Source organism: Acidovorax sp. LjRoot117 (assembly GCF_964252695.1).
Lineage (GTDB): Bacteria > Pseudomonadota > Gammaproteobacteria > Burkholderiales > Burkholderiaceae_C > Acidovorax.
The window spans coordinates 871205-893524 of sequence record NZ_CAXUPO020000001.1; the positions used below are offsets into that span (position 1 = coordinate 871205).

Annotated in this window: 18 protein-coding genes; 11 read left to right on the forward strand and 7 right to left on the reverse strand. The window is 68.3% G+C overall.

Annotated features, from left to right (window positions below; genetic code table 11):
• Positions 1 to 74 precede the first annotated feature (74 nt).
• From ACSQ3D_RS04095 to ACSQ3D_RS04140, 10 genes are all read left to right on the forward strand, one after another.
• Positions 75 to 758: a hypothetical protein gene (locus ACSQ3D_RS04095; protein ID WP_235504017.1), complete on the forward strand. Its 684-nt coding sequence runs from the start codon at positions 75 to 77 to the stop codon at positions 756 to 758.
• A 22-nt stretch (positions 759 to 780) separates the two neighbouring features.
• On the forward strand, positions 781 to 2001 hold the full coding sequence (locus ACSQ3D_RS04100) for an RtcB family protein (protein ID WP_436126000.1): 1221 nt from the start codon (positions 781 to 783) through the stop codon (positions 1999 to 2001).
• A gap of 198 nt (positions 2002 to 2199) precedes the next feature.
• Positions 2200 to 3039 carry a nucleotidyltransferase domain-containing protein gene (locus tag ACSQ3D_RS04105; RefSeq protein WP_436126001.1) on the forward strand — a complete coding sequence of 280 codons (840 nt, stop codon included), beginning with the start codon at positions 2200 to 2202 and terminating at the stop codon, positions 3037 to 3039.
• Positions 3036 to 4103 (forward strand): RNA 3'-terminal phosphate cyclase, encoded by a 1068-nt coding sequence (gene rtcA / locus ACSQ3D_RS04110; RefSeq protein WP_436126002.1) that lies wholly within the window; start codon positions 3036 to 3038, stop codon positions 4101 to 4103. Before ACSQ3D_RS04105 ends, rtcA begins: the two co-directional genes overlap by 4 nt.
• Positions 4104 to 4382: 279 nt before the next feature.
• Positions 4383 to 5300 carry a cysteine synthase A gene (cysK, locus tag ACSQ3D_RS04115; RefSeq protein ID WP_436126003.1) on the forward strand — a complete coding sequence of 306 codons (918 nt, stop codon included), beginning with the start codon at positions 4383 to 4385 and terminating at the stop codon, positions 5298 to 5300.
• Positions 5301 to 5603: 303 nt separating this feature from the next.
• Entirely contained in the window at positions 5604 to 6368 is a 765-nt protein-coding gene (locus ACSQ3D_RS04120; protein ID WP_056163840.1) for an endonuclease/exonuclease/phosphatase family protein, read from the forward strand.
• Positions 6365 to 7687, forward strand: a complete 1323-nt coding sequence (clsB, locus tag ACSQ3D_RS04125; RefSeq protein ID WP_436126004.1) for a cardiolipin synthase ClsB — start codon at positions 6365 to 6367, stop codon at positions 7685 to 7687. Before ACSQ3D_RS04120 ends, clsB begins: the two co-directional genes overlap by 4 nt.
• Before the next feature lie 43 nt (positions 7688 to 7730).
• A complete protein-coding gene (locus ACSQ3D_RS04130; RefSeq protein WP_436126005.1) occupies positions 7731 to 8789 on the forward strand; it encodes a lysylphosphatidylglycerol synthase domain-containing protein in 1059 nt (352 codons plus the stop codon).
• Positions 8790 to 8971: 182 nt separating this feature from the next.
• Positions 8972 to 10687, forward strand: a complete 1716-nt coding sequence (locus ACSQ3D_RS04135; protein WP_436126006.1) for an NAD(P)/FAD-dependent oxidoreductase — start codon at positions 8972 to 8974, stop codon at positions 10685 to 10687.
• Positions 10688 to 10702: 15 nt separating this feature from the next.
• Positions 10703 to 11254 carry a VUT family protein gene (locus ACSQ3D_RS04140; protein ID WP_436126007.1) on the forward strand — a complete coding sequence of 184 codons (552 nt, stop codon included), beginning with the start codon at positions 10703 to 10705 and terminating at the stop codon, positions 11252 to 11254.
• 1133 nt (positions 11255 to 12387) lie between these two features.
• Here the strand turns inward: ACSQ3D_RS04140 and ACSQ3D_RS04145 are convergent.
• The gene (locus tag ACSQ3D_RS04145; protein ID WP_436126008.1) at positions 12388 to 13731 is read right to left on the reverse strand and encodes an amidohydrolase; all 1344 of its coding nucleotides are present in this window, start codon (positions 13729 to 13731) and stop codon (positions 12388 to 12390) included.
• Between the two features lie 99 nt (positions 13732 to 13830).
• On the opposite strand from ACSQ3D_RS04145, the gene ACSQ3D_RS04150 reads away from it, so the two are divergent.
• Complete coding sequence (locus tag ACSQ3D_RS04150) at positions 13831 to 14964, forward strand: GlxA family transcriptional regulator (protein ID WP_436126009.1); 1134 nt, start codon at positions 13831 to 13833, stop codon at positions 14962 to 14964.
• A gap of 12 nt (positions 14965 to 14976) precedes the next feature.
• Here ACSQ3D_RS04150 and ACSQ3D_RS04155 read toward each other — a convergent pair whose 3' ends face one another.
• From ACSQ3D_RS04155 to ACSQ3D_RS04180, 6 genes are all read right to left on the reverse strand, one after another.
• Positions 14977 to 16548 carry a methyl-accepting chemotaxis protein gene (locus tag ACSQ3D_RS04155; protein WP_436126010.1) on the reverse strand — a complete coding sequence of 524 codons (1572 nt, stop codon included), beginning with the start codon at positions 16546 to 16548 and terminating at the stop codon, positions 14977 to 14979.
• A 304-nt stretch (positions 16549 to 16852) separates the two neighbouring features.
• Positions 16853 to 17728, reverse strand: a complete 876-nt coding sequence (gene htpX, locus ACSQ3D_RS04160; RefSeq protein WP_056163883.1) for a protease HtpX — start codon at positions 17726 to 17728, stop codon at positions 16853 to 16855.
• A 200-nt stretch (positions 17729 to 17928) separates the two neighbouring features.
• A complete protein-coding gene (locus ACSQ3D_RS04165) occupies positions 17929 to 18738 on the reverse strand; it encodes a DUF3025 domain-containing protein (RefSeq protein WP_436126011.1) in 810 nt (269 codons plus the stop codon).
• Entirely contained in the window at positions 18723 to 19775 is a 1053-nt protein-coding gene (pyrC, locus tag ACSQ3D_RS04170; RefSeq protein WP_436126012.1) for a dihydroorotase, read from the reverse strand. Before pyrC ends, ACSQ3D_RS04165 begins: the two co-directional genes overlap by 16 nt.
• A 137-nt stretch (positions 19776 to 19912) precedes the next feature.
• The gene (locus ACSQ3D_RS04175; RefSeq protein ID WP_436126013.1) at positions 19913 to 20923 is read right to left on the reverse strand and encodes a Bug family tripartite tricarboxylate transporter substrate binding protein; all 1011 of its coding nucleotides are present in this window, start codon (positions 20921 to 20923) and stop codon (positions 19913 to 19915) included.
• 142 nt (positions 20924 to 21065) lie between these two features.
• Positions 21066 to 22235 carry a M20 family metallopeptidase gene (locus ACSQ3D_RS04180; RefSeq protein WP_436126014.1) on the reverse strand — a complete coding sequence of 390 codons (1170 nt, stop codon included), beginning with the start codon at positions 22233 to 22235 and terminating at the stop codon, positions 21066 to 21068.
• Positions 22236 to 22320 lie beyond the last annotated feature (85 nt).

The following is a 22320-nucleotide window of genomic DNA, read 5'->3' on the forward strand; positions in this document are numbered from 1 at the left end:
AAGAAAGAGAAATCGAGATGAAAGCAAAGAAACTGACCGCACGTGAAAGGCGCGCGAACCGTAAGGAGACGCCCGTGAGTTGCGAGTCGATCAACCTGGATCCAGCGGTCTACAGCGCGGCATTGCGCTACCTTTTCGACCGCCCCGTGCCCGACAAGAGCGGGCAGGAGTGGTACTGGCTGATCGACGAGCCGGAGTTCGACGCCACGCCGCTGCAATGGACACACATCCAGACCGTGCTGTTCGCCAATGCGGGCACCGACCTGGCGCCCTACAGCGACGAGCACGTGGGTATGGGCCTGAACCATGTGATGAGCAACAACGCGGGCGACATCCCGCACATGGTGAACGACCCGTCCGTGCCCCTGGCCGACGCTATGCGCATGATGCGGGCGCTGCCCACCTTGTGGCGCGACTGCCTCGGCCCGCGCCTGGACACCGGGCCGAGCCCCATCGGGAGCCGAAGCGACCGCCTGTACTTCGTGAGCTACATGTGGTTTGACGTGTGGCCCACGTTCTGGAACGCCAAGGACATCCCTGAATGGCGCGACGCGATGTGGCAGGTGTTCTGCGAGATGCTGGCGATGCCTTACCGGGCTGCCCAGGAATCGGCATTGCACGGGATCGGTCACGAGGGTGTGCGCCTGAAGCGCCCCCAGGAATTGCAGGCGCACATGGACGCATTCATACGGCAAGTGAAGAACGACGACGAACTGAAGAACTACGCCCAGGCCGCAGCGCGCGGAATGGTTCAATGAACGACAAAGACGAAAGAACGAAATGAGCAACTACGAACAACTCGAAGTACCCAACGGCGTGCCCGTGAAGATGTGGACGAACGGCGTGCCCGTGGAAGAAGACGCCAAGAACCAGCTGCGCAACATTGCCCGCCTGCCCATCGTGTTCAAGCACGTGGCGGTGATGCCCGACGTGCACCTGGGGATCGGTGCCACCATCGGCTCGGTCGTGCCGACGCTCAAAGCCATCATCCCCGCCGCGGTGGGGGTGGACCTGGGTTGCGGAATGATGGCGTGCAAGACCACGCTGACCGCCAGCGACCTGCCCGACAACCTGTCCGGCGTGCGTGCCGCCATCGAGCGCGCCGTGCCGGTAGGGATGACGCCCAAGCACTTCGGCCGCGACAAGGGAAGCTGGGATACCCCGCCTGCCGAAACCGACCGCGCCTGGTCGGCGCTGGTCGACGAGTTCAAGGAAATCTGCGAGGCGCACCCGCGCATCGAGAAGACCAACAACTACAAGCACCTGGGAACGCTCGGAACGGGTAACCACTTCATCGAGATCTGCCTGGACGAACACCAGTCCGTGTGGGTGATGCTGCATTCCGGTTCGCGCGGTGTGGGGAACGCCATCGGCACCCACTTCATCGAGCTGGCCAAGAAGGACGCCGAGATGAACCAGCGCAATCTGCCCGACAAGGACCTGGCGTATTTCGAGGAAGGCGCGCAGTACTTCGGTGACTACGTGAAGGCCGTGGGGTGGGCGCAGAAGTTCGCCGCCGCCAACCGCGAGGTGATGATGGGCCGCGTGATCGCCGCGCTGCGAAAAGTGATCACCAAGCCGTTCGAGACGCACGTGGAAGCGGTGAACTGCCACCACAACTACGTGCAGCGCGAAACGCACTTCGGGCAGGACGTGTTCGTGACCCGCAAGGGCGCGGTGAGTGCCGAGCAAGGCCAGCTGGGGATCATCCCGGGGAGCATGGGGGCCAAGAGCTTCATCGTGCGCGGAAAAGGCAACCCCGAGAGCTTCAACAGCTGCAGCCACGGCGCGGGCCGCACCATGAGCCGTACCAAGGCCAAGAAGATGTACACCGTCGAGGATCAGATCAAAGCGACCGAAGGCGTGGAATGCCGCAAGGATGCCGACGTGATCGACGAGATCCCGATGGCGTACAAGAACATCGACGCGGTGATGGCGGCGCAGGAAGACCTGGTGGAGGTGGTGTATACGCTCAAGCAGGTGGTGTGCGTGAAGGGGTAGCCCCCTGAGCCACTTCGCGGCTTCCCCCAGGGGGACGACGCCCTCGCTGCGGGGCGGCCCTTGCTTGGCGTCTCTCGCCCGGGCCGCGCCAGTTGCGCAGGATTGCAGAAATTACTACATTTTTTATAGCTGCTAGCGCTTATCCATCAAGCGCTCCAGCCATTTTTTATGCATACGCAAGAAGAACAACAAACAGAAATGCTCCGTTCCGCCCACCCGGTGGAGCCGCACATGCGCGCGCAAGTCATGCAGGAGCTGCAGCGCATCGAAGCCACGCACGACGTGACCATCCTCTTCGCCTGCGAGTCCGGCAGCCGCGGCTGGGGCTTTGCATCGCCCGACAGCGACTACGACGTGCGCTTCATCTACGTGCACCGGCTGCCCTGGTACCTCACAGTGGCACCCGGCCGCGATGTGATCGAGGTGCCGATCAGTGGCGACCTGGACATCAACGGCTGGGACCTGCGCAAGGCGCTCGGGCTGCTGCGCGAGTCCAACCCCACGCTGCTGGAGTGGCTGCGCTCGCCCATCGTCTACCGTGAAGAGGCGACCACCATGGCGCCGTTCCGCGCGCTGGCAGAGAACGTCTTCTCCAACGCCAAGGGCTGGCACCACTACAGCTCCATGGCCAAGAAGAACTTTCGCGAGCATCTCCAGGCCGACGAGGTGCGCTACAAAAAGTACCTGTACGTGCTGCGCCCGCTGCTGGCTGCGCGCTGGATCCGCAACCTGCCCGGCGTACCGCCCATGCGCTTTGCCGAGCTGGCCCAGCACACGCTGGACCCGGTGGCCGACGCTGCGCTGGTCGCAGAGATCAACGCCCTGCTGGAGGTGAAAATGCGCGCCGGCGAGGCCGCGACCAGCCCGCGCTGGCCCGGCATCCACGCGTTCATCGAGGCCGAGCTGGCACGCAACGCGGCCGAACCTGTGCAGCCGCTGCCCGTGCCGGGGCATGCTGCGCTGGATGTGCTGCTGCATGACACGGTGCTGCGGTACAGCCACCGCGCCGGGGGTGTGGCAGCGGAGGTGTCGCCATGACGGAGCTCGCTGTATCGCCCCTCACCCTCGACGGCTCTACCGGCGAGGGCGGCGGCCAGATCCTGCGCACCGGCTTGGCGCTTTCCATGGTCACCGGCCGGCCGCTGCACATCACGCGCATCCGGGCGGGGCGGCCCAAGTCGGGCCTGATGCGCCAGCACCTGGCCTGCGTGCAGGCTGCGGTGGCCGTGAGCGGTGGGCAGGCGGACGGCGCCGAGCTGGGCTCGCAGACGCTGCTGTTCGCGCCCGGCGCGGTGCGTGCGGGCGACTACCGGTTTCAGATCGCGACGGCGGGCAGTTGCCTGCTGGTGCTGCAGACGGTGCTGCCCGCGCTGATGCTGGCCGACGGCGAAAGCCGTGTGCAGCTATCAGGCGGCACGCACAACCCGATGGCACCGCCGTTCGACTTTCTGGAGCGGTCGTTTGCACCCCTGGTGCGGCGCCTGGGAGTGGGGCTGGACCTGCAATTGCAGCGGCGCGGCTTCTACCCCGCCGGGGGCGGCGAACTGGTGGCGCACATCACGCCGTCGGCACAGCCGCTGACACCGGTGGACGTGGTGGAGCGCGGGGCGCTGCTCAACGCTTATGGCGAAGCGCTGGTGCCGGGCCTGGCGCGCAACATTGCGCACCGCGAACTGGAGGCCCTGGGCCAACGCATGGGCTGGACGTTCGAAGCGGGGCAGCTGCGCAACCCGCCGACGCGGCAAAACGAAGGGCCGGGCAATGCGCTCATCGCCACGCTGGAGTACGAGCACGTGACCGAGGTGTTCTGCCAGCTGGGCGAGCGCAGCCTGTCGGCCGAGCAGGTGGCCAAGCGGCTGGCGGACGAGGTGCGTACATACCAGCGTAGCCAGGGCGCGCTGGGGCCGCACCTGGCGGACCAGTGGATGCTGCCGCTGGCGCTGGCCGTGTGGCGCAGCGGGCGGGCCACGCGCTACACCTGCACCGAGGTCACGCAGCACACGGCCACCAATGCGCAGACGATTGCGCTGGGCCTGCCGGTGCGGGTGGAGATCACGCCGGTGGATCGGGCGATGCGGGTGGAGATCAGCCCGCTGCGGTGAGCGCAGCTGGAATGACGGAAAGGCGGGAAGGCGGGAAGTGGCACCTCGGATATATCCATATCACCGGGGCTGTCGAACAACTGGTTCAGAATGCGCGGGACACCGCAATGCCGGTCGGTGACCCGTCCATCCGGATCTGTCGAAAGGCCAGCCACGCCATCGTGCCCTGACTCCGACAGGCTCAGTCTCAACGGATGGTTGTTTATCTGGCCCCTCACCGGCTGGCATTGGGGCACCCCGTTACCCCTACCCATTGAATCGACCTTCACAGGAGACGCCATGAAAGCTGACAACATTCTGCAAACCATCGGCAACACGCCGCACGTGCGCATCAACCGCATTTTTGGCCCCGCGGCCAATGTGTGGGTGAAGTCCGAGCGCAGCAACCCCGGTGGCTCCATCAAGGACCGCATTGCGCTGTCGATGGTGGAAGACGCCGAGAAGTCGGGCGCGCTCCAGCCCGGTGGCACCATCATCGAGCCGACCTCGGGCAACACCGGCATCGGCCTGGCGCTGGTGGCGGCCGTCAAGGGCTACAAGCTCATCCTCGTGATGCCCGACAGCATGAGCATCGAGCGGCGCCGCCTGATGCTGGCCTACGGCGCGCAGTTCGACCTGACGCCGCGCGAAAAAGGCATGAAGGGCGCGATCGCCCGCGCGCGGGAGCTGCAGGCCCAGACGCCCGGGTCGTGGATTCCGCAGCAGTTCGAGAACCCCGCCAACATCGACGTGCATGTGCGCACCACCGCGCAGGAGATCCTGGCGGACTTCCCGGACGGCGTGGACGTGCTGATCACGGGCGTGGGCACGGGCGGGCACATCACGGGCGTGGCGCGGGTGCTGAAAGCCAAATTCCCGAACCTCAAGGTGTTCGCGGTCGAGCCCACGGCGTCGCCCGTGATCTCGGGCGGCGCGCCGGCCCCCCACCCCATCCAAGGTATCGGCGCGGGCTTTGTGCCCAAGAACCTGGACACCAGCGTGCTCGATGGCGTGATCCAGGTCGATGCCGAACCGGCGCGTGAATACGCCCGCCGCAGCGCGCGCGAAGAGGGGCTGCTGGTCGGCATCTCCTCGGGCGCCACGCTCGCCGCCATTGCGCAGAAACTCCCTGAGCTGCCTGCGGGCGCCAAGGTGCTGGGCTTCAACTACGACACGGGCGAGCGCTACCTGTCCGTGGAAGGCTTCCTGCCCGCGTAAAGCCCCCCTGAGGCGCTGCGCGCCATCTCCTCCCGGGGGGGGACGCCACCCGTGGACTGCAAGAACCAGATCCACGGTGGCGCCGGCCCAGGGCGCGCGAGTTTGAGGCCGAGGTCGGGTTGCTGATCGACCCCTGCTGCGCATTGCGCCGCCGTACTGCACGCCTTTTTCGGCCACGGCAGCACATGCCAACGGCCAGCCGTCCTACAGAGGCCGCGCACCACGGCCACAACAATCGTTTCACCCTTCGGACCGCCCTGCATGGCGCTTTCGCTGCAGGGATTCCACAACGATTGTTTGCCCATGGCCACCACCCCATCCCAGCCCATTGCGTTCAAGGTTCTGACCGTGAACGTGCACAAGGGCTTCACCACATTCAACCGGCGTTTCATGCTGCATGAGCTGCGCGAAGCAGTGCGGGAGGTGGAGGCAGACCTGGTGTTTCTGCAAGAGGTGCAGGGCACGCACCACAAGCATGCCAGCCGGCTCGCCAACTTTCCTCAGGTGCCGCACTACGAGTTTCTGGCGGACACCATCTGGTCGCAATACGCCTACGGACGCAACGCGGTGTATGACAACGGCGACCACGGCAACGCGCTGTTGTCCAAGTTCCCCATCACCCGCTATGACAACCACGATATCTCGATTGCCGGGCCCGAGCGCCGCGGCATGCTGCACTGTGTGCTGCAGCCCCCGGGCCACCACCTGCCGGTGCACGCGGTCTGCGTGCACCTGGGCCTGCAGGAGTCCCACCGCCAGCGGCAGTTGAAGCTGGTGTGCGACCTGGTGAACACGTTTCCGAAGGACGAACCCGTGGTGCTGGCGGGCGACTTCAACGATTGGCGCCACCGTGCCCATTCCATCCTGCACCGCGGTGCGGGGCTGGAGGAGGTCTTCGTGCAGGCCTTCGGCCGCGCGGTGCGCACCTTCCCGGCGTCGATGCCGTTGCTGGCGCTGGACCGCATCTACGTGCGCAACGCGTCGGTGCACTCGCCGCTGACCCTGCCCAAGAAGCCGTGGGACAAGCTGTCGGACCACGCCCCACTGGCCGCGGAGATTTACCTATGAACCTGCGACGCCCCACCTTCAGGCCCCCGCGCTCTTCGCGCTGGGTGCCCGGCAACCATTTCGAGCTGCTGGAAAACGGCGAGGAGTTCTTCCCCCGCGTTTTCGAGGCCATCCGTGCAGCGCAGCGCGAGGTAGTGCTGGAGACCTTCATCCTGTTCGAGGACAAGATCGGCAAGCAGCTGCACGAAGCCCTGCTCGCCGCGGCCGACCGCGGGGTGGAAGTGCATGTGCTGGTGGACGGCTTCGGCTCGCCCGACCTGTCCGACGAGTTCGTGGGCAGCCTGGTCGGGGCGGGTGTGCGTTTTCGCATCTTCGACCCGGGCCGCCGCTTCATGGGGCAGCGGCTCAACGTGCTGCGCCGCATGCACCGCAAGATCGTGGTGGTGGATGGCGAGCTGGGATTCATCGGCGGCATCAACTACTCGGCCGACCATGTGGCGGACTTCGGGCCCGAGGCCAAGCAGGACTACTCGGTGGCGATGCGCGGCCCCATCGTGGCGCAGATGCACCGCTTTGCACGCGAGGCGGTGCTGGGCCGCGGCGGCCGCAGGCCGCAACAGCAGGATCGCAAGGCACAGCAAAAGGAGCCGGCCACGGCAGGCAGCGCCGACGCGATCTTCGTCACGCGCGACAACCACCATCACACCAACGACATCGAGCGCCACTACCGGGTGGCGCTGCGCTCGGCGCGTGACCGCGTGGTGATCGCCAATGCGTATTTCTTTCCGGGCTACCGCTTCATCCGCGAGATGCGGCGCGCCGCCAAGCGCGGTGTGGACGTGCGGCTGATCCTGCAGGGCCAGCCCGACATGGCCATCGTGCGCACCGCCGCCAGCATGCTGTACGACCACCTGCTGCGCGCCGGCGTGCGCATCTACGAGTATTGCGACCGCCCGCTGCACGGCAAGGTGGCGCTGGTGGACGACGAGTGGTCCACCGTGGGTTCGAGCAACCTTGACCCGCTGAGCCTGTCGCTGAACCTCGAAGCCAACGTCATCATCCGCGACCGCGCCTTCAACGACCACCTGTATGGCCGACTGTCGCACCTGATGGAGAACAGCTGCAAGCAGATCAAGCCCCAGCCGTCCGGGCGCTTCGATGGCCTGCGGCTGATGCGTAGCTACCTGGTGTTCCACCTGATGCGCTGGTTCCCCACCTGGGCGGGCTGGCTGCCCCGGCACCAGCCCACCATCACCATGGTGCGCGCCGAGGCGGAAGCAGCAGCAGCGACGGCTGCCGCCGCATCCACCCAGGCGGACGGCGCCACCCACGGCGCTGCGGCCCAGGCGACTGCGCCGAACGCCGGCGTCGCCGCTTGATGCAGCCCCGCACCGTGCGCCCCTCATAAACACACCGCCCGCCATGGCTGCCAGCACTCCCCACCCCCTTGCATTGGAGCCCGGCAGCGACAGCGATGACCTGCATGCCGCCCCCACCGCGGGCTGGCGCGGCATCACGCAGCGCCCCTGGTGGCCCTGGCTCACCCGCGGCCTGGCGCTGGCGTTCTTCGCGGTGGTGGCCTGGCTCATCGTGCGGCAGGCACGCACCGTGGACTGGCCCGCCGTGGGGCAGGCACTGCAGGCCTTGCCGGTCAGCGTGCTGGCCATCGCGGGCGCGCTGGCGCTGGCCAGCCACTGCACCTACGGCACCTTCGACCTGATCGGCCGCCACTGCACCGGCCACCGCCTCTCCCGCCCCGCCACGCTGGGCATTGCGATGACCAGCTACCCCTTCACCCTGAACCTGGGTTCGCTGATCGGTGGCGTGGGGGTGCGCTACCGGCTGTACGAGCGGCGTGGCGTGGACAACGGCACCATCGGCCAGGTCGTGGGCACCAGCATCGTCACGAACTGGGTGGGCTACCTGCTGCTGGCCGCCGTGCTGCCCTGGCTGTGGCAACCGCCGGCCCTGGCGGGCTGGGCCGCCGAACCCTGGCAATGGCGGGCCGGCGGCGCCCTGATCGGCTGCCTGCCCATGGCCTACGTGGCGCTGTGCGCGCTGCGCGCGGGCCGGGCGCTCAGGTTGCGCGGCCTGGAGTTTCCGTTGCCGCACTGGCCCGTGGCGCTGTGGCAGGTGGCCGTATCGGCCGCCAACTGGATGCTGATGGGCGCGGCGCTGTGGACGGTGCTGCAGGGCCAGGTGAGCTACCCCGCCGCCCTGGCCACCGTGCAACTGGGCGCTGTGGCCGGGCTCATCCTGCGTGTGCCCGCTGGGCTGGGCGTGCTCGAAGCGGTGGGCGTGGCTTTGCTGGCCAGCGGCATGGCGGGCGCGCTGGGGCAGGACAAGGTGTTGGCCGCGCTGCTGGCCTACCGCGCGCTGTATTACTTCCTGCCGCTGGTGCTGGCGGCCATCGCGTTCGGCGTGGCGGAACTGCGCTGGCGCCAGGGTGGCGACGCCGCCACCGCGCAAAGTACGAAGTAAAAAAGGCCTCTGCCGCGCATCCAGCAAGCGGTAGAAGCTATTCTTTTGATAGCAATCTCAGCCAGCGGCCCCGGGTGGCGCCTGCGATGGCAACACCCGCCAGCACGCTGGCGCACGCTCCCCGGTAAAATCACGGCCCCACGACTTTGCACCCCGCCCGATCGACACGGGCCCGCAAGACCATGATCCGCCTCTCTGAAATCCGGCTGCCCTTCACGGCCGCCGAAGACCCCGACGCGCCGCTGCGCTCCGCCGCGGCCAAGCTCTTGGGCCTGGCACCGGCCGACATCACCCACCTGCACGTCTTCAAGCGCAGCTTCGACGCGCGCAAGGTGGACCTGCTGGCGGTGTACATCATCGACATCACCCTGGCCCGGCCGGAGCACGAAGCCGCGCTGCTGGCGCAGTTCGACAGCCACCCGCACATCCAGCCCACGCCCGACATGGCCTGGCACCCCGTGGGCCAGGCTCCTGCCGACCTGCCCTTGCGCCCCGTGGTGGTGGGCTTTGGCCCCTGCGGCATCTTTGCGGCGCTGGTGCTGGCGCAGATGGGGTTCAAGCCCATCGTGCTGGAGCGTGGCAAGCCCGTGCGCGAGCGCACCAAGGACACCTGGGGCCTGTGGCGCAAGCGCGAGCTGCATGCCGAGAGCAACGTGCAGTTCGGCGAGGGCGGCGCGGGCACCTTCAGCGACGGCAAGCTCTACAGCCAGATCAAGGACCCGCGCCACCTGGGCCGCAAGGTCATGAACGAGTTCGTCAAGGCCGGCGCCCCGGAAGAAATCTTGTACGTGGCCCACCCGCACATCGGCACCTTCAAGCTGGTGAAGGTGGTAGAGAACCTGCGCGAGCAGATCATCGCGCTGGGCGGCGAGATCCGCTTCGAGCAGCGCGTGACGGACGTGGTCGTCGAAGGCACGGGCGACGCCCGCCACCTGCGCGGCCTGAAGGTGCTGAACCAGGCCACGGGCGAGACCACCGACCTGCGCGCCGACCATGTGGTGATGGCCCTGGGCCACAGCTCGCGCGACACCTTTGCCATGCTGTACGACCGCGGCGTCGCGATGGAGGCCAAGCCGTTTTCCATCGGCTTTCGCATCGAGCACCCGCAGGGCATCATCGACCGCGCCCGCTGGGGCCGCCACGCCGGCCACCCGCTGTTGGGCGCGGCCGACTACAAGCTGGTGCACCATGCGCAGAACGGCCGCGCGGTGTACAGCTTCTGCATGTGCCCGGGCGGCACCGTGGTGGCAGCCACCAGCGAGCCCAACCGCGTGGTCACCAACGGCATGAGCCAGTACTCGCGCAACGAACGCAACGCCAACGCGGGCATGGTGGTGGGGATCGACCCGAGCGACTACCCCACCGATGCCGCCGCATTCGACGCCCACCTGGGCCACACCCACGGCATCGAAGCAGTGCCGCAGGGGCAGTTCCACCCGCTGGCGGGCATCGTGCTGCAGCGCCAATTGGAGTCCAACGCCTTCGTGCTCGGCGGGCGCGACTACAGCGCGCCGGGGCAGCTGGTGGGCGACTTCATCAAAGGCACGCCGTCCAAACACCTGGGCGATGTGGAGCCCTCGTACAAGCCCGGCGTAGCCCTGGGCGACCTGCACGCCGCCCTGCCCGGCTACGCCATCGCCGCACTGCGCGAGGCACTGCCCGTGTTCGGCCGCAAGATCAAGGGCTTTGACATGCACGACGCGGTGCTGACCGGCGTGGAGACACGCACGTCATCGCCGCTCAAGATCGGGCGGGGCGAGAACCTGCAGAGCCTGAACACCGCGGGCCTGTACCCGGCGGGCGAAGGCGCGAGCTACGCGGGCGGCATTTTGTCGGCGGGGGTGGACGGGATCAAGGTGGGCGAGGCGGTTGCCCGTGCATTGCTGGGCACGGCCTGACGTAATGGTGGTGGCATGCCTGCTGCGCTGACGCTCCCGACCCGCGCGCAGTTCGCTGCCGCGGCCCTGGCCATGGCCGCCGTGGTGCTGGCCTCCAACATCCTGGTGCAGTTTCCGATCAACGACTGGCTCACCTGGGGTGCCATCACCTATCCGGTGGCCTTCCTGGTGAGTGAACTGGTCAACCGCCCCCACGGCCCGCAGCAGGCACGCCGCGTGGCCTGGGTGGGCTTTGCGGTGGCGGTGGCCGCGTCGCTGGTACTGGCCCCTGCGCGCATTGCCATCGCGTCCGGCACGGCGTTTTTGCTGTCGCAATGGCTGGACATCGCCGTGTTCGACCGGCTGCGCCACGGCACCTGGTGGCGCGCGCCGCTGGTGGCCACATTGCTGGCTGCGGTGCTGGACACGGCGGTGTTCTGGAGCATCGCCTTTGCTGGCAGCAACGATCCGTGGGTGACGTGGGCGCTGGGGGATCTGGGGGTGAAGCTGGTGTTGGGTGTGGCGCTGCTGCTGCCGTTTCGGCTGCTGGTGGGTCGGAGCGCTGCGCTCTACACACGGTCGGGTTGAGGTTGTCGAAACCTGTGCGCTTGACCTGCGTCCGTTCGGGTTGAGCCTGTCGAAACCGGGGCGCATCGATCCACGTCCGTTTGGGTTGAGCTTGTCGAAACCGGGGCGCATCGACCCATGGCCGTTCGGGTTGAGCTTGTCGACACCGGGGCGCTGCTCGCAGGCTCGCTGAGGGGCGGCATGCCTAGTTGAAGGGCGGAGGCCGGGAGTCGCCCGGCGTGCGAGTAACTTTCTTTCGCGTCGCCGAAAGAAAGTCACCAAAGAAAGGGCGACCCTACAGCCTGCGTCCCCACTCGCCCTGCGGGCGAGTGGGGCAACCTGCGGTGCTCGGTCGTGGGGTGCGCTGCGGAACTCGCTGCGCGCTGCCGCGCTACGCTCAAACATCCGCAGCGAGTCAGTTCACGATGCGTGTGTCCTTCGGCACACGCTCACCCCACGCCCTGCGCTCCTCGGCGCATCCTGAAGGGCTGGGAGAGAGAACATCCACGCGGGCCATCGCTGCGCTCGGCCTGGCGGTCGCGGCGCAAAGCGCCTGCGCGTTCGGGGCCGAGCAACGCGATGGCCCGTGTGGCTGTTCGGCTGTCCACCCCCTGTGGCTGCGCCTGCGTCGGGGCGGTTGCGGGGTGGCATGCGCGTCGGAGCGCGCATGCTTCGTCATCTAGCTCGCCGTGGCTGTCTGAACGGAGCGCCAACGGCGCGCAGTGAGTTCCACGGCGCACCCCGCAACCGCCCCGACGCAGGTTTGCCCCGTAGCGCAGCGAAGGGGTCGCAGACTTGGGGTCGCCTTCTCTTTGGTGACTTTCTCTTGGCGAACCAAGAGAAAGTTACCGCGCCGCCGGGCGCGCACCCCGGCTCCCGCTCTCAACACAGGCATGCTGCCGAATCAGCGAGCCCGCGAGCAGCACCCAGGTTTCGACACGCTCAACCCGAACGGATGGGGTTACGGAAGGGCAAGGTTTCGACAAGCTCAACCCGAACGGATAGCGGGCAGATCACCGGCACAGGCACAGGCTTCGACAAACTCAGCCCGAACGGGCGAGGCTGCAACAGCTTAGGTTCCGACAAGCCCAATCAACGCAACCTGAAGAGCCCGAACCCCAGTCGCCACCACAACCAGCGCCGAGCCCCACGCCCTACTTGCGCTGCAAGAAATCCACCGCCAGCGCCGCCAGCGTGCGCGCCCCCACCGGCAACTGGTCTTCATCGATGTCGAACAACGGCGAGTGGTTCGACGGTGCCTTGTTGAAGTCCGCGCCCTTGGGCGGCGCGCCCAGAAAATAGAAGAAGCCGGGCGCCACCTTCTGGAACTCCGAAAAATCTTCCGATCCACTCACCTTGGGGATGATCATCGCCTTGCCGCCCGACGCCAGCTTGAGCGCCGGCAGCGACGCAGCCGTCAGCTCGGCCGGGTTGCTGGTCACCGGGTAGGCCACAGGGCCGAAGCGCACCTTGGCCTTGGCGCCGCTCGATGCCGCGATCTGCTCGGCCGTGGTGGTGATGCGCTTCAAGGCCTCCTGGCGCATGCCTTCGTCGAAGGTGCGCAGCGTGCCCAGCAGCTCCACGTTGTCCGGAATGATGTTGTAGCGCGTGCCGCCGTGGATGGAGCCGATGGTGACCACCGCAGGCTCCTGGCTGATGTTGAGCTGGCGGCTCACCACCGTCTGCAGGCCCAGCACGACCTGGCTGGCGGCCACCACCGGGTCGACCGCGTTCCAGGGCGACGAGCCGTGGCCGCCGCGGCCTTCCACCTGGATGCTGATGTTGTCCGAGCCCGCCATCAGCGGGCCGCTGCGGTAGCCCACCACGCCGGACGGCAGGTTGGCCGTGATGTGCAGGCCGTAGATGGCCTGCACGTCCTTCATCGCGCCCTCTTCCACCATGGCCTTGGCGCCGAAGCTGGGCACCTTGCCGTTGGCGTCGGCCTCCACCGGGGCGCCTTCCTCGGCGGGCTGGAAGATGAACTTGATGGTGCCGGGCAACTGGGCCTTCATGCCGGCCAGCGCCTCGGCCGCGCCCATGAGCATGGCCACGTGGGCATCGTGGCCGCAGGCGTGCATCACCGGCACTTCCTTGCCCAGGTAGTTGGCCTTCACTTTCGAGGCGAACGGCAGGCCGGTGTTTTCGGGCACCGGCAATGCGTCCATGTCGGCGCGCAGCGCCACCACCTTGCCCGGCAGGCCGCCGCGCAGGGTGCCCACCACGCCGGTGCCGCCCACGTTGGTCTGCACCTCCATGCCCAGCTTCTTCAGGTGCTCGGCCACGAGCTTGGCGGTGCGCACTTCCTGGCCCGACAGTTCCGGGTGGGCATGGATGTCGCGGCGCCAATTGACCATCTTGGGCGCTACCTTGTTCACGGCGGTGTCGATGGCCTGCAGGCCGGCGGCATCGAGCGCTTGAGCGTGGGCCGAAGATACGACGGCCAGCCCGCTGGCAGCGAGGCTGGCGGCAAGGGCGATGGCAGAAAGGGGTTTGTGCATGGAGCAGGTCCGTAAAGGTGGGTGGCAGCTTGCAAGGCCGGTCGATAGCAAAAAGCACGTCCATGCTAAAAGCCGCACCCCGCTGCATGACAAGCGAAAATGGCCATCCAAAGAGCCAATACCGCCATGCAGCCCCCACGTTTTCCCTCGCCCGCCGGCACGACGAGTCGCGCCGAGCCCGCGGTGTATCGCGTCGACATCCCTTTGCTGCCCGAGTCCGCGGCGGGCAATGCGCTGCAGCTCATCGACCTGCTCCGCAGCGCGAATCTGCTGGCAGGCTTGCGCCTGGGCGCGCAGGCACCGCGCCTGGCCTGGCGGCTGCTGGACGCCGAGGGCCTGCCCCTGCCGCAGTTGCCGGGGCCGCTGGCGGCCTATGGCGCCAACCCCACCCAGTCAGACGACCCGGAGGCCAACCGCGCGCCCGCCCAGGCGCTGTTCATCCCGTCGTTCCACGCGCCGGACATTCCGGCCATCCGCGCGGTGGCGGGCCGCTACGGCGCGCTGTCGCGGCAGTTGGGCATTGCGGTCGATGCGGGTTGCAAGCTGGTCACCGTGGGCAACGGCGCCTGGCTGGCCGCGCACAGCGGGCGGCTCAACGGGTGCCAGGCGAGCCTGCCGTGGTTCTACATCGCGGGGTTCGAGCGGGACTTTCCGGGCATCGGCCTCAGCCTGGGCCAGGATGTCTCGGACGACGGGCCCTGGCTCAGCGGCGCGCTGCCGCACAGCGTGAATCTGCTGGCCATCGCCCTAGTACGCCACGCGATGGGCCCGGAACTGGCCGCCGCCTGCGAGTCCGTGATGGCGCCCGACCACCAGCGCGCCCGCGCCGCGTTGCAGGCCAACGCGCAGCAGCACATCCCGGCCACGCGCGACAGCACCCTGGCGCGCGCCATCGCCTTCATGGAGGCGCACCTGGACCAGCCCTACGCCCTGGCCCGGCTGGCCGAGGCTGCGTCGGTGAGCACGCGCACGCTGCTGCGGCACTTCCAGCAGGAGCTGTCGCAGTCGCCGCTGGACTACCTGCACGGCCTGCGCTGCGCGCGCGCCCGGGTGATGCTGGAGGTGACGCTGGAGAGCGTGCCCAGCATCGCCGTGGCCTGCGGCTATGCGGACCCCGCGGCCTTTCGGCGCATCTTTGCGCGCTACACCGGCATGGCGCCGGCCGAGTACCGCAAGCGGCATGCCCTGCGCGCGCCGCGCCGGCGCTGGCGGGTGGAGGTGGCGGCGCGCTGAGATCGGAAGGGTCTAACGCAGCAGCGCGTTGCCGGTGGGCAGGCGGAACGCCTCCACCAGCTCGGCCAGTTGCTGCGCCTGCACCCGCAGGCCTTGGGCGGCGGCCGACGATTCCTCGACCAGCGCGGCATTCTGCTGCGTCATCTGGTCGAGCTGCGACACGGCCTCGCCCACCTGGCTCAGGCCCGTGGTCTGCTCGCGCGCGGCGGTGCTGATCTCGCCGATGATGGTGGCCACCTGGCCCACAGAGTCGACGATCTCGCCCATGGTGCTGCCGGCCGCGTGCACGAGCTTGGAGCCTTCGTCCACCTGGCGCACGCTGTCGCTGATCAGGCCGCCGATCTCCTTGGCCGCCGTGGCCGAGCGCTGGGCCAGGTTGCGCACCTCGCCCGCCACCACGGCAAAGCCCCGGCCCTGCTCGCCCGCGCGGGCGGCCTCCACCGCGGCGTTGAGCGCGAGGATATTGGTCTGGAACGCGATGCCGTCGATCACGCTGGTGATATCGGCAATGCGGCGCGACGACAGGGCAATGCCGTCCATGGTGCCGACCACGCGGTCCACCGCCTCGCGGCCGCGGCGCGCCACATCGCTCGCGCCCGTGGCCAGGCTGCTGGCCTGCGCGGCGGCGTCGGCGCTGTGGCGCACGGTGGCCAGCAGTTCTTCCATGCTGGCGGCGATTTCTTCCAGGTTGGAGGCCGTGTGCTCGGTGCGGGCCGACAGGTCGCTGTTGCCCGCGGCGATCTCGCTGCTGGCGCCCGCCACCGAGGTGCTGGCCTGGCGCATGCCCACCACCAGCCCGGCCAGCCGCGCCTGCATGCCGCCCAGGCGTGTCAGCAGGGCTTGCAGTTCGTCGCGGTTGCCGGCACTGGGCGTGGGCACGGCGGTCGTCAGGTCGCCTTCGGCGATGCGGTCGGTCACTTCGGACGCTTGTGACAGGGGCTGCAGGATGGAGCGCGAGAGCAGCCAGGCGCAGGCCAGGCTCAGCAGCAGCCCCACGGCAGAGCCTGCCGCCAGCAGCGCGATGCCCTGGCTTTCGCTGCGGCCAGCGGCTTCGCGGGCTTCCACCACGCGCTGGCGCTGGTACTCGGCCAGCTTGTTCACCGACGCCGCGTACGCATCGGCCGCAGGGCGCAGGCGCGTGGCGATGGCGTCAGGCGGCAGGGCCTCGCCGTCCTTGCGGCGCTTGACCAGATCGTCGCGCACCGTGCGAAAGCCGTTGCCGGCCTTGTCGATGGCATCGAACAGCGCCTGTGATTCGGGGTCGGCCGCGAGTTCGTCCAGCCGCTTGCGCACCTCGGCCGAGCGGGCCGAGGTGACCTTGCGGTCCGCATCGATGCGGGCCGCGTAGGCCGCGTTGTCGATCTCCAGCAGGGTCTCGGCGCGCACCGAGCTCAGCACCACGATGGCGTGCAGTTCGCGCGCCAGCAAGGCGCGTTCCGACGAGGCGCCCCCCAGGTCATCCGCAATGTCCTGCAGCCCCGCCAACCGCCAGATGCCGACGGCGGCAGACAACGACATGACAAGGCACACAACGCCAAAGGCCAGGGCCAGGCGCACCGCAACACGTGCGTGGGAGATGGACATACAACAGGGTTCCGTAAGAAGGTTTTCGGGGCACGGCGTACACGACCGGCCACACTGCCCAGCCCCGTGGCGAGTTTATCGACAGAAAGTTACAAACACTTGAGAGCTGAGGCCACCTCCCCACGCCTGGGCCCAGAGGCAGGCGCCGCTCGGCACGCCTGCCACCACACTCGCCGCGGCCCGCCCCTCCCCCACCAGCGTCCGGCCCCAACGAGGCGCCCATGAAAAAACCGCCGCAGGGCGAAACCCTGCGGCGGTCGATGGTGGGGGGCACGGGGGCGTTGAAAACCCCGTGCAATCCGCCTTACTGCTGCGCGTTCTGCAGCGCGGCGATGCGCTCTTCGATGGGCGGGTGGGTGGAAAACAGCTTGCCGATGCCGCCGGCAATGCCGAAGGCGGCGACGCTCTTGGGCAGCTCGCCGGGGTGCATGCCGCCCAGGCGGGCCAGGGCGTTGATCATCGGCTGGCGGCGGCCCATGAGCTGGGCGGCACCCGCGTCGGCGCGGAACTCGCGCTGGCGGCTGAACCAGGCCACGATCATCGCGGCGACGAAGCCCAGCACGATGTCGAGCACGATGGTGGTCACGTAGTAGCCGATGCCGGGGCCCGAGCTGTTCTCGTCGTTCTTGCGCAAAAAGCTGTCGACCGCGTAGCCGATGACCCGCGACAGGAACACCACGAAGGTGTTCATCACGCCCTGGATCAGCGTCATGGTGACCATGTCGCCGTTGGCGATGTGGGCCACCTCATGGCCGATGACGGCCTCGACCTCGTCGCGCGTCATGCCCTGCAGCAGGCCGGTGGACACCGCCACCAGCGCCGAGTTCTTGAAGGCCCCCGTGGCGAAAGCGTTCGGGTCGCCTTCGAAGATGCCGACTTCGGGCATGCCGATCTTGGCCTGGTCGGCGAACTTGCGCACGGTCTCCACGATCCAGCGCTCATCGGGGGAGCCGGTTCCGTCGATCACGCGCACGCCCGAGGTCCACTTGGCCATGGGCTTGCTGATGAGCAGCGAGATGATCGCGCCGCCAAAACCCATGATGAGCGCAAAGCCCAGCAGCGCGCCCAGGTTCAGCCCGTTGGCCGTGAGGTAGCGGTTCACGCCCAGCAGGCTGGCCACCACCCCCAGCACGACAACGACGGCCAGGTTGGTCATCACAAATAACAGGATCCGCTTCATGGAATGGGTTCTCCGTGGGGTCTACAACAACAACAGTGTTTGCTGGTCCAGATGGGGGCCGGGGGCGGTGCTTCAAGCGGCACGCCCAGCGTGGAAAGCCGCCTGCACCCCGCGCCGGCCCGCCCATGGCCGCGATTTCATCGCGCTATGGTAGGTGCAAACCCGCGGCGCGACCTTGATCACACAAGCGTTGACGGGAATTACGGCCGGGGCCCGGGGCGCGGCGCTGCCCGAAAGACCTGGGCGTCGGCATAAAAGCCGGGTGCCTCGTTGGCCGGCCACCAGCCCGGCACGCCCAGAACTGGCAGCGGCACGAACGGCTTGGCAGCCCAGGTGTGCGGCTGCACGGCCTGCGCCAGCCAGGCGTCGAGCTCGCCCAGACCGTCCCCAGCACCGATCACTCCCGAATTGATAGCTACTGGCGCTGGATAGACGTGCGCCACCATGGGTTTTCGGGGTGCTACCAGCTTCTCCAGCAAGGCATGGCCGAACAGCACCAGCCGGGCCTGGGGCCACAGCGGGCGCAGGTCGATGAACAGGCGCTGCCAGTCCCGTGCGCGAAGGGCATCCCACAGCGCATCGGGCGCCTGCAGCAGCGCGCCGTTTTCATCGAACACCGTGAGCGCATCGCGCAGCGGCCCGCGCACGGCCTGCACGCCATCGGCCGCGATGGCCTGGGCCTGCAGTTCGTTCAGGCGGCGCTTGGCCTGCGGGAAGTGCAGCCACACCAGGCCGTTGAAGAAGTCGTGCAGGTTGTCGCGGGTGGGCACGCGGCGGGTGTCCCAGATGTACTGCTCGTAGGCCACACCGTCGGGCAGTTCGGACTGGGCGGCGAACACGACCGGCGCAGCACCGCGCACCGCGGACTGCAGCGCCTGGCCGACCGGGCTGCCGCCCTGCACCTGCTGCGCCACCGGCTGGCCCCGGCCGCGCCACGGCGCCAGCCAGGGAGCGCTCCAGTCGATGGCGCCCGGCGACGTGGGGGTGGGCAGGCTTACACCAGCCGCCACGGCAGCGCTTCACCGGAGCGCAGGGGCTTGAGGTTGGCCTCGCCGAAGACGAAGCTTTCGGGCGGCGTCCAGGATTCGCGGCGCAGGGTGATGGTGCCGGTGTTGCGCGGCAGGCTGTAGAAGTCGGGGCCGTGGAAGCTGGCAAAGCCTTCGAGCTTGTCGAGCGCGCCGGCGTTGTCGAACGCCTCGGCGTACATCTCCATCGCGGCATGCGCGGTGTAGCAGCCGGCGCAGCCGCTGGCGTGCTCCTTGAGGTGCGCGGGGTGCGGCGCGCTGTCGGTGCCCAGGAAGAACTTGGCGGAGCCGCTGGTCGCGGCCTCCACCAGCGCCACGCGGTGCGTCTCGCGCTTGAGCACGGGCAGGCAGTAGTAGTGCGGGCGCACGCCGCCGACGAAGATCGCGTTGCGGTTGTACAGCAGGTGGTGCGCGGTGATGGTGGCGGCCGTGAAGCGGTCGGATGCCTGCACGTAGTCGGCCGCGTCCTTGGTGGTGATGTGCTCGAAGACGATCTTGAGCTCGGGGAAGTCGCGGCGCAGCGGGATGAGCTGCTGGTCGATGAAGGCGGCTTCGCGGTCGAACAGGTCGATGTCGCTGCTGGTGACTTCGCCATGCACCAGCAGCAGCATGCCGGCCTTTTGCATGGCCTCCAGCGTCTTGTAGGTCTTGCGGATGTCGGTCACGCCCGCGTCGCTGTTGGTGGTGGCGCCCGCGGGGTAGAGCTTGCAGGCCACCACGCCCGCGTCCTTGGCACGCGCGATCTCGTCGGCGGGCAGGTTGTCGGTGAGGTACAGCGTCATCAGCGGCTCGAACTGCACGCCGGCCGGCACGGCGGCCAGGATGCGCTGCTTGTACTCGAGCGCCTGCTGCGCCGTGGTCACGGGCGGGCGCAGGTTGGGCATGATGATCGCGCGGCCGAACTGCGCGGCCGTGTGCGGCACGACGGTCTGCAGCGGCTCGCCGTCGCGCACATGCAGGTGCCAGTCGTCGGGGCGGGTGATGGTGAGGGTTTGAAGGGGGTGGGAAGGTGCGGCGGTCATGGCCTGCATTCTCCCATTGCGCGCCCCACCCTATAGCACGCTATGCATTTGATAGCTGGTGGCGCTTGCCTACGGTGCGCAGGCGGTCAAAACCCTTCCAACCGCGTATCCCGCACACCAGCCCTGGCGCCGGCAGGTCACTCCGCCGTGATGCCGACCTTGCGCACCACTTCGCCGAATTTCACCAGGCGCTCGGACATCATCTTCTCGAACTGGGCGGGGGTCATTTCCTCGGGCGCGATCACGCCGCGGTCCTTGAGGTTGGCGACCATGGCAGGCGACGTGGCCACCTGCCGCACGGCCTTGTACAGCGTCTGCACCACGGCGTCGGGCGTGCCGCCGGGCGCGGCCAGGCCGGTCCAGGACGTGAGATTGAGCTCGGGGTAGCCCACCTCGGCCAGCGTGGGCACGTCGGGCAGCTGCGGCAGGCGCTGGTCGGACGCGACGGCGAGGGCGCGCACCTTGCCCGCCTGGACGTGGGGCAGCATGATGACCAGGTTGTCCAGGATGAACTGCACCTCGTTGGCCAGCACCGCCGTGATCAGCGGCGTGCCGCCGCGGTACGGGATGTGCGTGGTGAAGGCGCCGGTCGCGGCCTTGAACATCTCGACGTTGAGCTGGCCCATGCTGCCCACGCCGCCGCTGCCGTAGTTGAGCTTACCGGGGTTCTTCTTGGCGTAGGCCACGAACTCGGCGAACGTCTTGAACGGCAGGCTGCTGTGCACCACCAGTGCGTTGGGCTGGCGGCCCAGGATGGCGATGTTCTCGAAGTCCTTGACCGGGTCGTAGCCCACCTTGGGCTGGGTCAGCGGGTTGGCCAGGTGGCTGCTTTGCGACGACACGACCAGCGTGTAGCCATCGGGCTTGGCACGCGCCACGTACAGCGCACCCACAGAGCCGCCCGCGCCGGCGCGGTTCTCCACCACGATGGGCACGCCCAGCACCTTGGACAGGGGCTCGGAATACTGGCGCGCCATGATGTCCACCGACCCGCCGGGCGGGAACGGCACCACGAGCGTGATCGGGCGCGAAGGGTATTTCTCGTCGGCCTGCACCGCCAGCGGGGCGAGGCCGGCCAGGGCCGCCAGGCCCAGCGCCAGGCTGGCGGAAAAAATGCGACGGCGGGGAGTTTGCGAGGCAAAGGGCATGGGTCTACTTTCAGGAAACTGGGATGGGGTGGAATGGGGGTGGGAGTCCGCGCAGCGGCAGGGCCAGACCTGCGAAGACAGGGTGGATCAGCTGTGGATCAATTGCTCGTCAGGCATGGGCTGGCGTGACCACAAGGCCGGATCACGGGTGGTCGAGCACCGCCAGCGCCACGGCCTGCGCGCGCGGCACGAAGGTCGACAGCTCGCAGTACTCGCGCTCGGTGTGCGGGTGGCCGCCCACGGGGCCGGTGCCGCACAGCGTGGGCGCGCCCACCGATGCGGTCAGGCCGCTGTCGGCCGCGCCCCCGGTGAACTCGCCCTGCACCTCGAAGCCCAACGACAGCGCGCCGCGCTGGTACAGCGCCAGCAGCGCGTCGGGCGTGGGCTTCATGGGCAACGTGTGGCGCGATTCGGTGATGCGGCCCTGGGTGCGCGGCACGGACTCTTCCTCGACGATGGCGCGCACCTTCTGAAGCAGTGCCTCCGGATCGGTGTCGGAGGTGAAGCGCAGGTCCACCTCGGCCTTGGCATGCGGGGCCACCATGTTGGGCACGATGCCGCCGTGCACCACGCCCACGTTGACGGTGGTGCCCGTGGCGGGGTCGGTCAGCGCATGCAGCGCCAGCGTCTTGCGGGCCAGCGCCTCGATGGCGCTCGCGCCCGCCGCGTGGTTGATGCCGGCGTGGGCGGCGACGCCCTCCACCTCGAACTCCACCACCATCGAGCCCTTGCGGCTCGTCACCAGGTTGCCGCTGACGCGGCCGGGCTCGGCATTGAGCACCGCCTTGACGCCGCGCGCCTGGGCCATGATGCGCTCGCGCGTGACGGGCGAGCCGATCTCCTCGTCGCACGAAAAGAACAGCTGCAGCGGCCCTTTGAGCCCGCCGCAGCGCGCAAAGGCCTCGGCCACGAACACGTTCATCACCAGGCCCGACTTCATGTCGGCCACGCCGGGGCCGTAGGCACGGCCGTCCTCCACACGAAACGGGCGCCGCGCCACCGTGCCGACAGGAAACACAGTGTCCATGTGGCCCATGAGCACGATGGGCGGGCCGTCGGCGGCGCCGGGAACGTGGGCGTGCAGCAGCACGCCATAGCCCGGCACGGGCTCGAACCGCACGGCCACGCCGGCGGCCTCCAGCCGCTCCCGCAGGGCGATGGCCACCGCTGTCACACCTGGCTCGTCGCGGCTGCCGCTGTCGATGTTCACGACTTTCTGCAACAGATCTTGCATGGCTTGGGATTGGCCGGCCAGCCAGTCCAGAATGCGCTGGCGCACCGCCAAGCCTTGGTTTTCAAGGGTATCCTGCATCTCAATCCTCAGGTTTTGCCCCGGAATCGGGGCGCGAATCTGGGTTGAAGTGTTGCATGCGGCGTTCGTGTTTGCAATACGTTTT

Excerpts from the sequence above, each read along its gene's own strand:
- ACSQ3D_RS04120 (WP_056163840.1), top strand. The coding sequence starts at position 5,604 with ATGGCCACCACCCCATCCCAGCCCATTGCGTTCAAGGTTCTGACCGTG.
- ACSQ3D_RS04105 (WP_436126001.1), top strand. The coding sequence starts at position 2,200 with ATGCTCCGTTCCGCCCACCCGGTGGAGCCGCACATGCGCGCGCAAGTC.
- htpX (WP_056163883.1), bottom strand. The coding sequence starts at position 17,728 with ATGAAGCGGATCCTGTTATTTGTGATGACCAACCTGGCCGTCGTTGTC.
- ACSQ3D_RS04135 (WP_436126006.1), top strand. The coding sequence starts at position 8,972 with ATGATCCGCCTCTCTGAAATCCGGCTGCCCTTCACGGCCGCCGAAGAC.
- ACSQ3D_RS04155 (WP_436126010.1), bottom strand. The coding sequence starts at position 16,548 with ATGTCCATCTCCCACGCACGTGTTGCGGTGCGCCTGGCCCTGGCCTTT.
- ACSQ3D_RS04175 (WP_436126013.1), bottom strand. The coding sequence starts at position 20,923 with ATGCCCTTTGCCTCGCAAACTCCCCGCCGTCGCATTTTTTCCGCCAGC.
- clsB (WP_436126004.1), top strand. The coding sequence starts at position 6,365 with ATGAACCTGCGACGCCCCACCTTCAGGCCCCCGCGCTCTTCGCGCTGG.
- ACSQ3D_RS04145 (WP_436126008.1), bottom strand. The coding sequence starts at position 13,731 with ATGCACAAACCCCTTTCTGCCATCGCCCTTGCCGCCAGCCTCGCTGCC.
- ACSQ3D_RS04140 (WP_436126007.1), top strand. The coding sequence starts at position 10,703 with ATGCCTGCTGCGCTGACGCTCCCGACCCGCGCGCAGTTCGCTGCCGCG.
- ACSQ3D_RS04100 (WP_436126000.1), top strand. The coding sequence starts at position 781 with ATGAGCAACTACGAACAACTCGAAGTACCCAACGGCGTGCCCGTGAAG.
- rtcA (WP_436126002.1), top strand. The coding sequence starts at position 3,036 with ATGACGGAGCTCGCTGTATCGCCCCTCACCCTCGACGGCTCTACCGGC.
- ACSQ3D_RS04130 (WP_436126005.1), top strand. The coding sequence starts at position 7,731 with ATGGCTGCCAGCACTCCCCACCCCCTTGCATTGGAGCCCGGCAGCGAC.
- pyrC (WP_436126012.1), bottom strand. The coding sequence starts at position 19,775 with ATGACCGCCGCACCTTCCCACCCCCTTCAAACCCTCACCATCACCCGC.
- cysK (WP_436126003.1), top strand. The coding sequence starts at position 4,383 with ATGAAAGCTGACAACATTCTGCAAACCATCGGCAACACGCCGCACGTG.
- ACSQ3D_RS04150 (WP_436126009.1), top strand. The coding sequence starts at position 13,831 with ATGGCCATCCAAAGAGCCAATACCGCCATGCAGCCCCCACGTTTTCCC.
- ACSQ3D_RS04180 (WP_436126014.1), bottom strand. The coding sequence starts at position 22,235 with ATGCAGGATACCCTTGAAAACCAAGGCTTGGCGGTGCGCCAGCGCATT.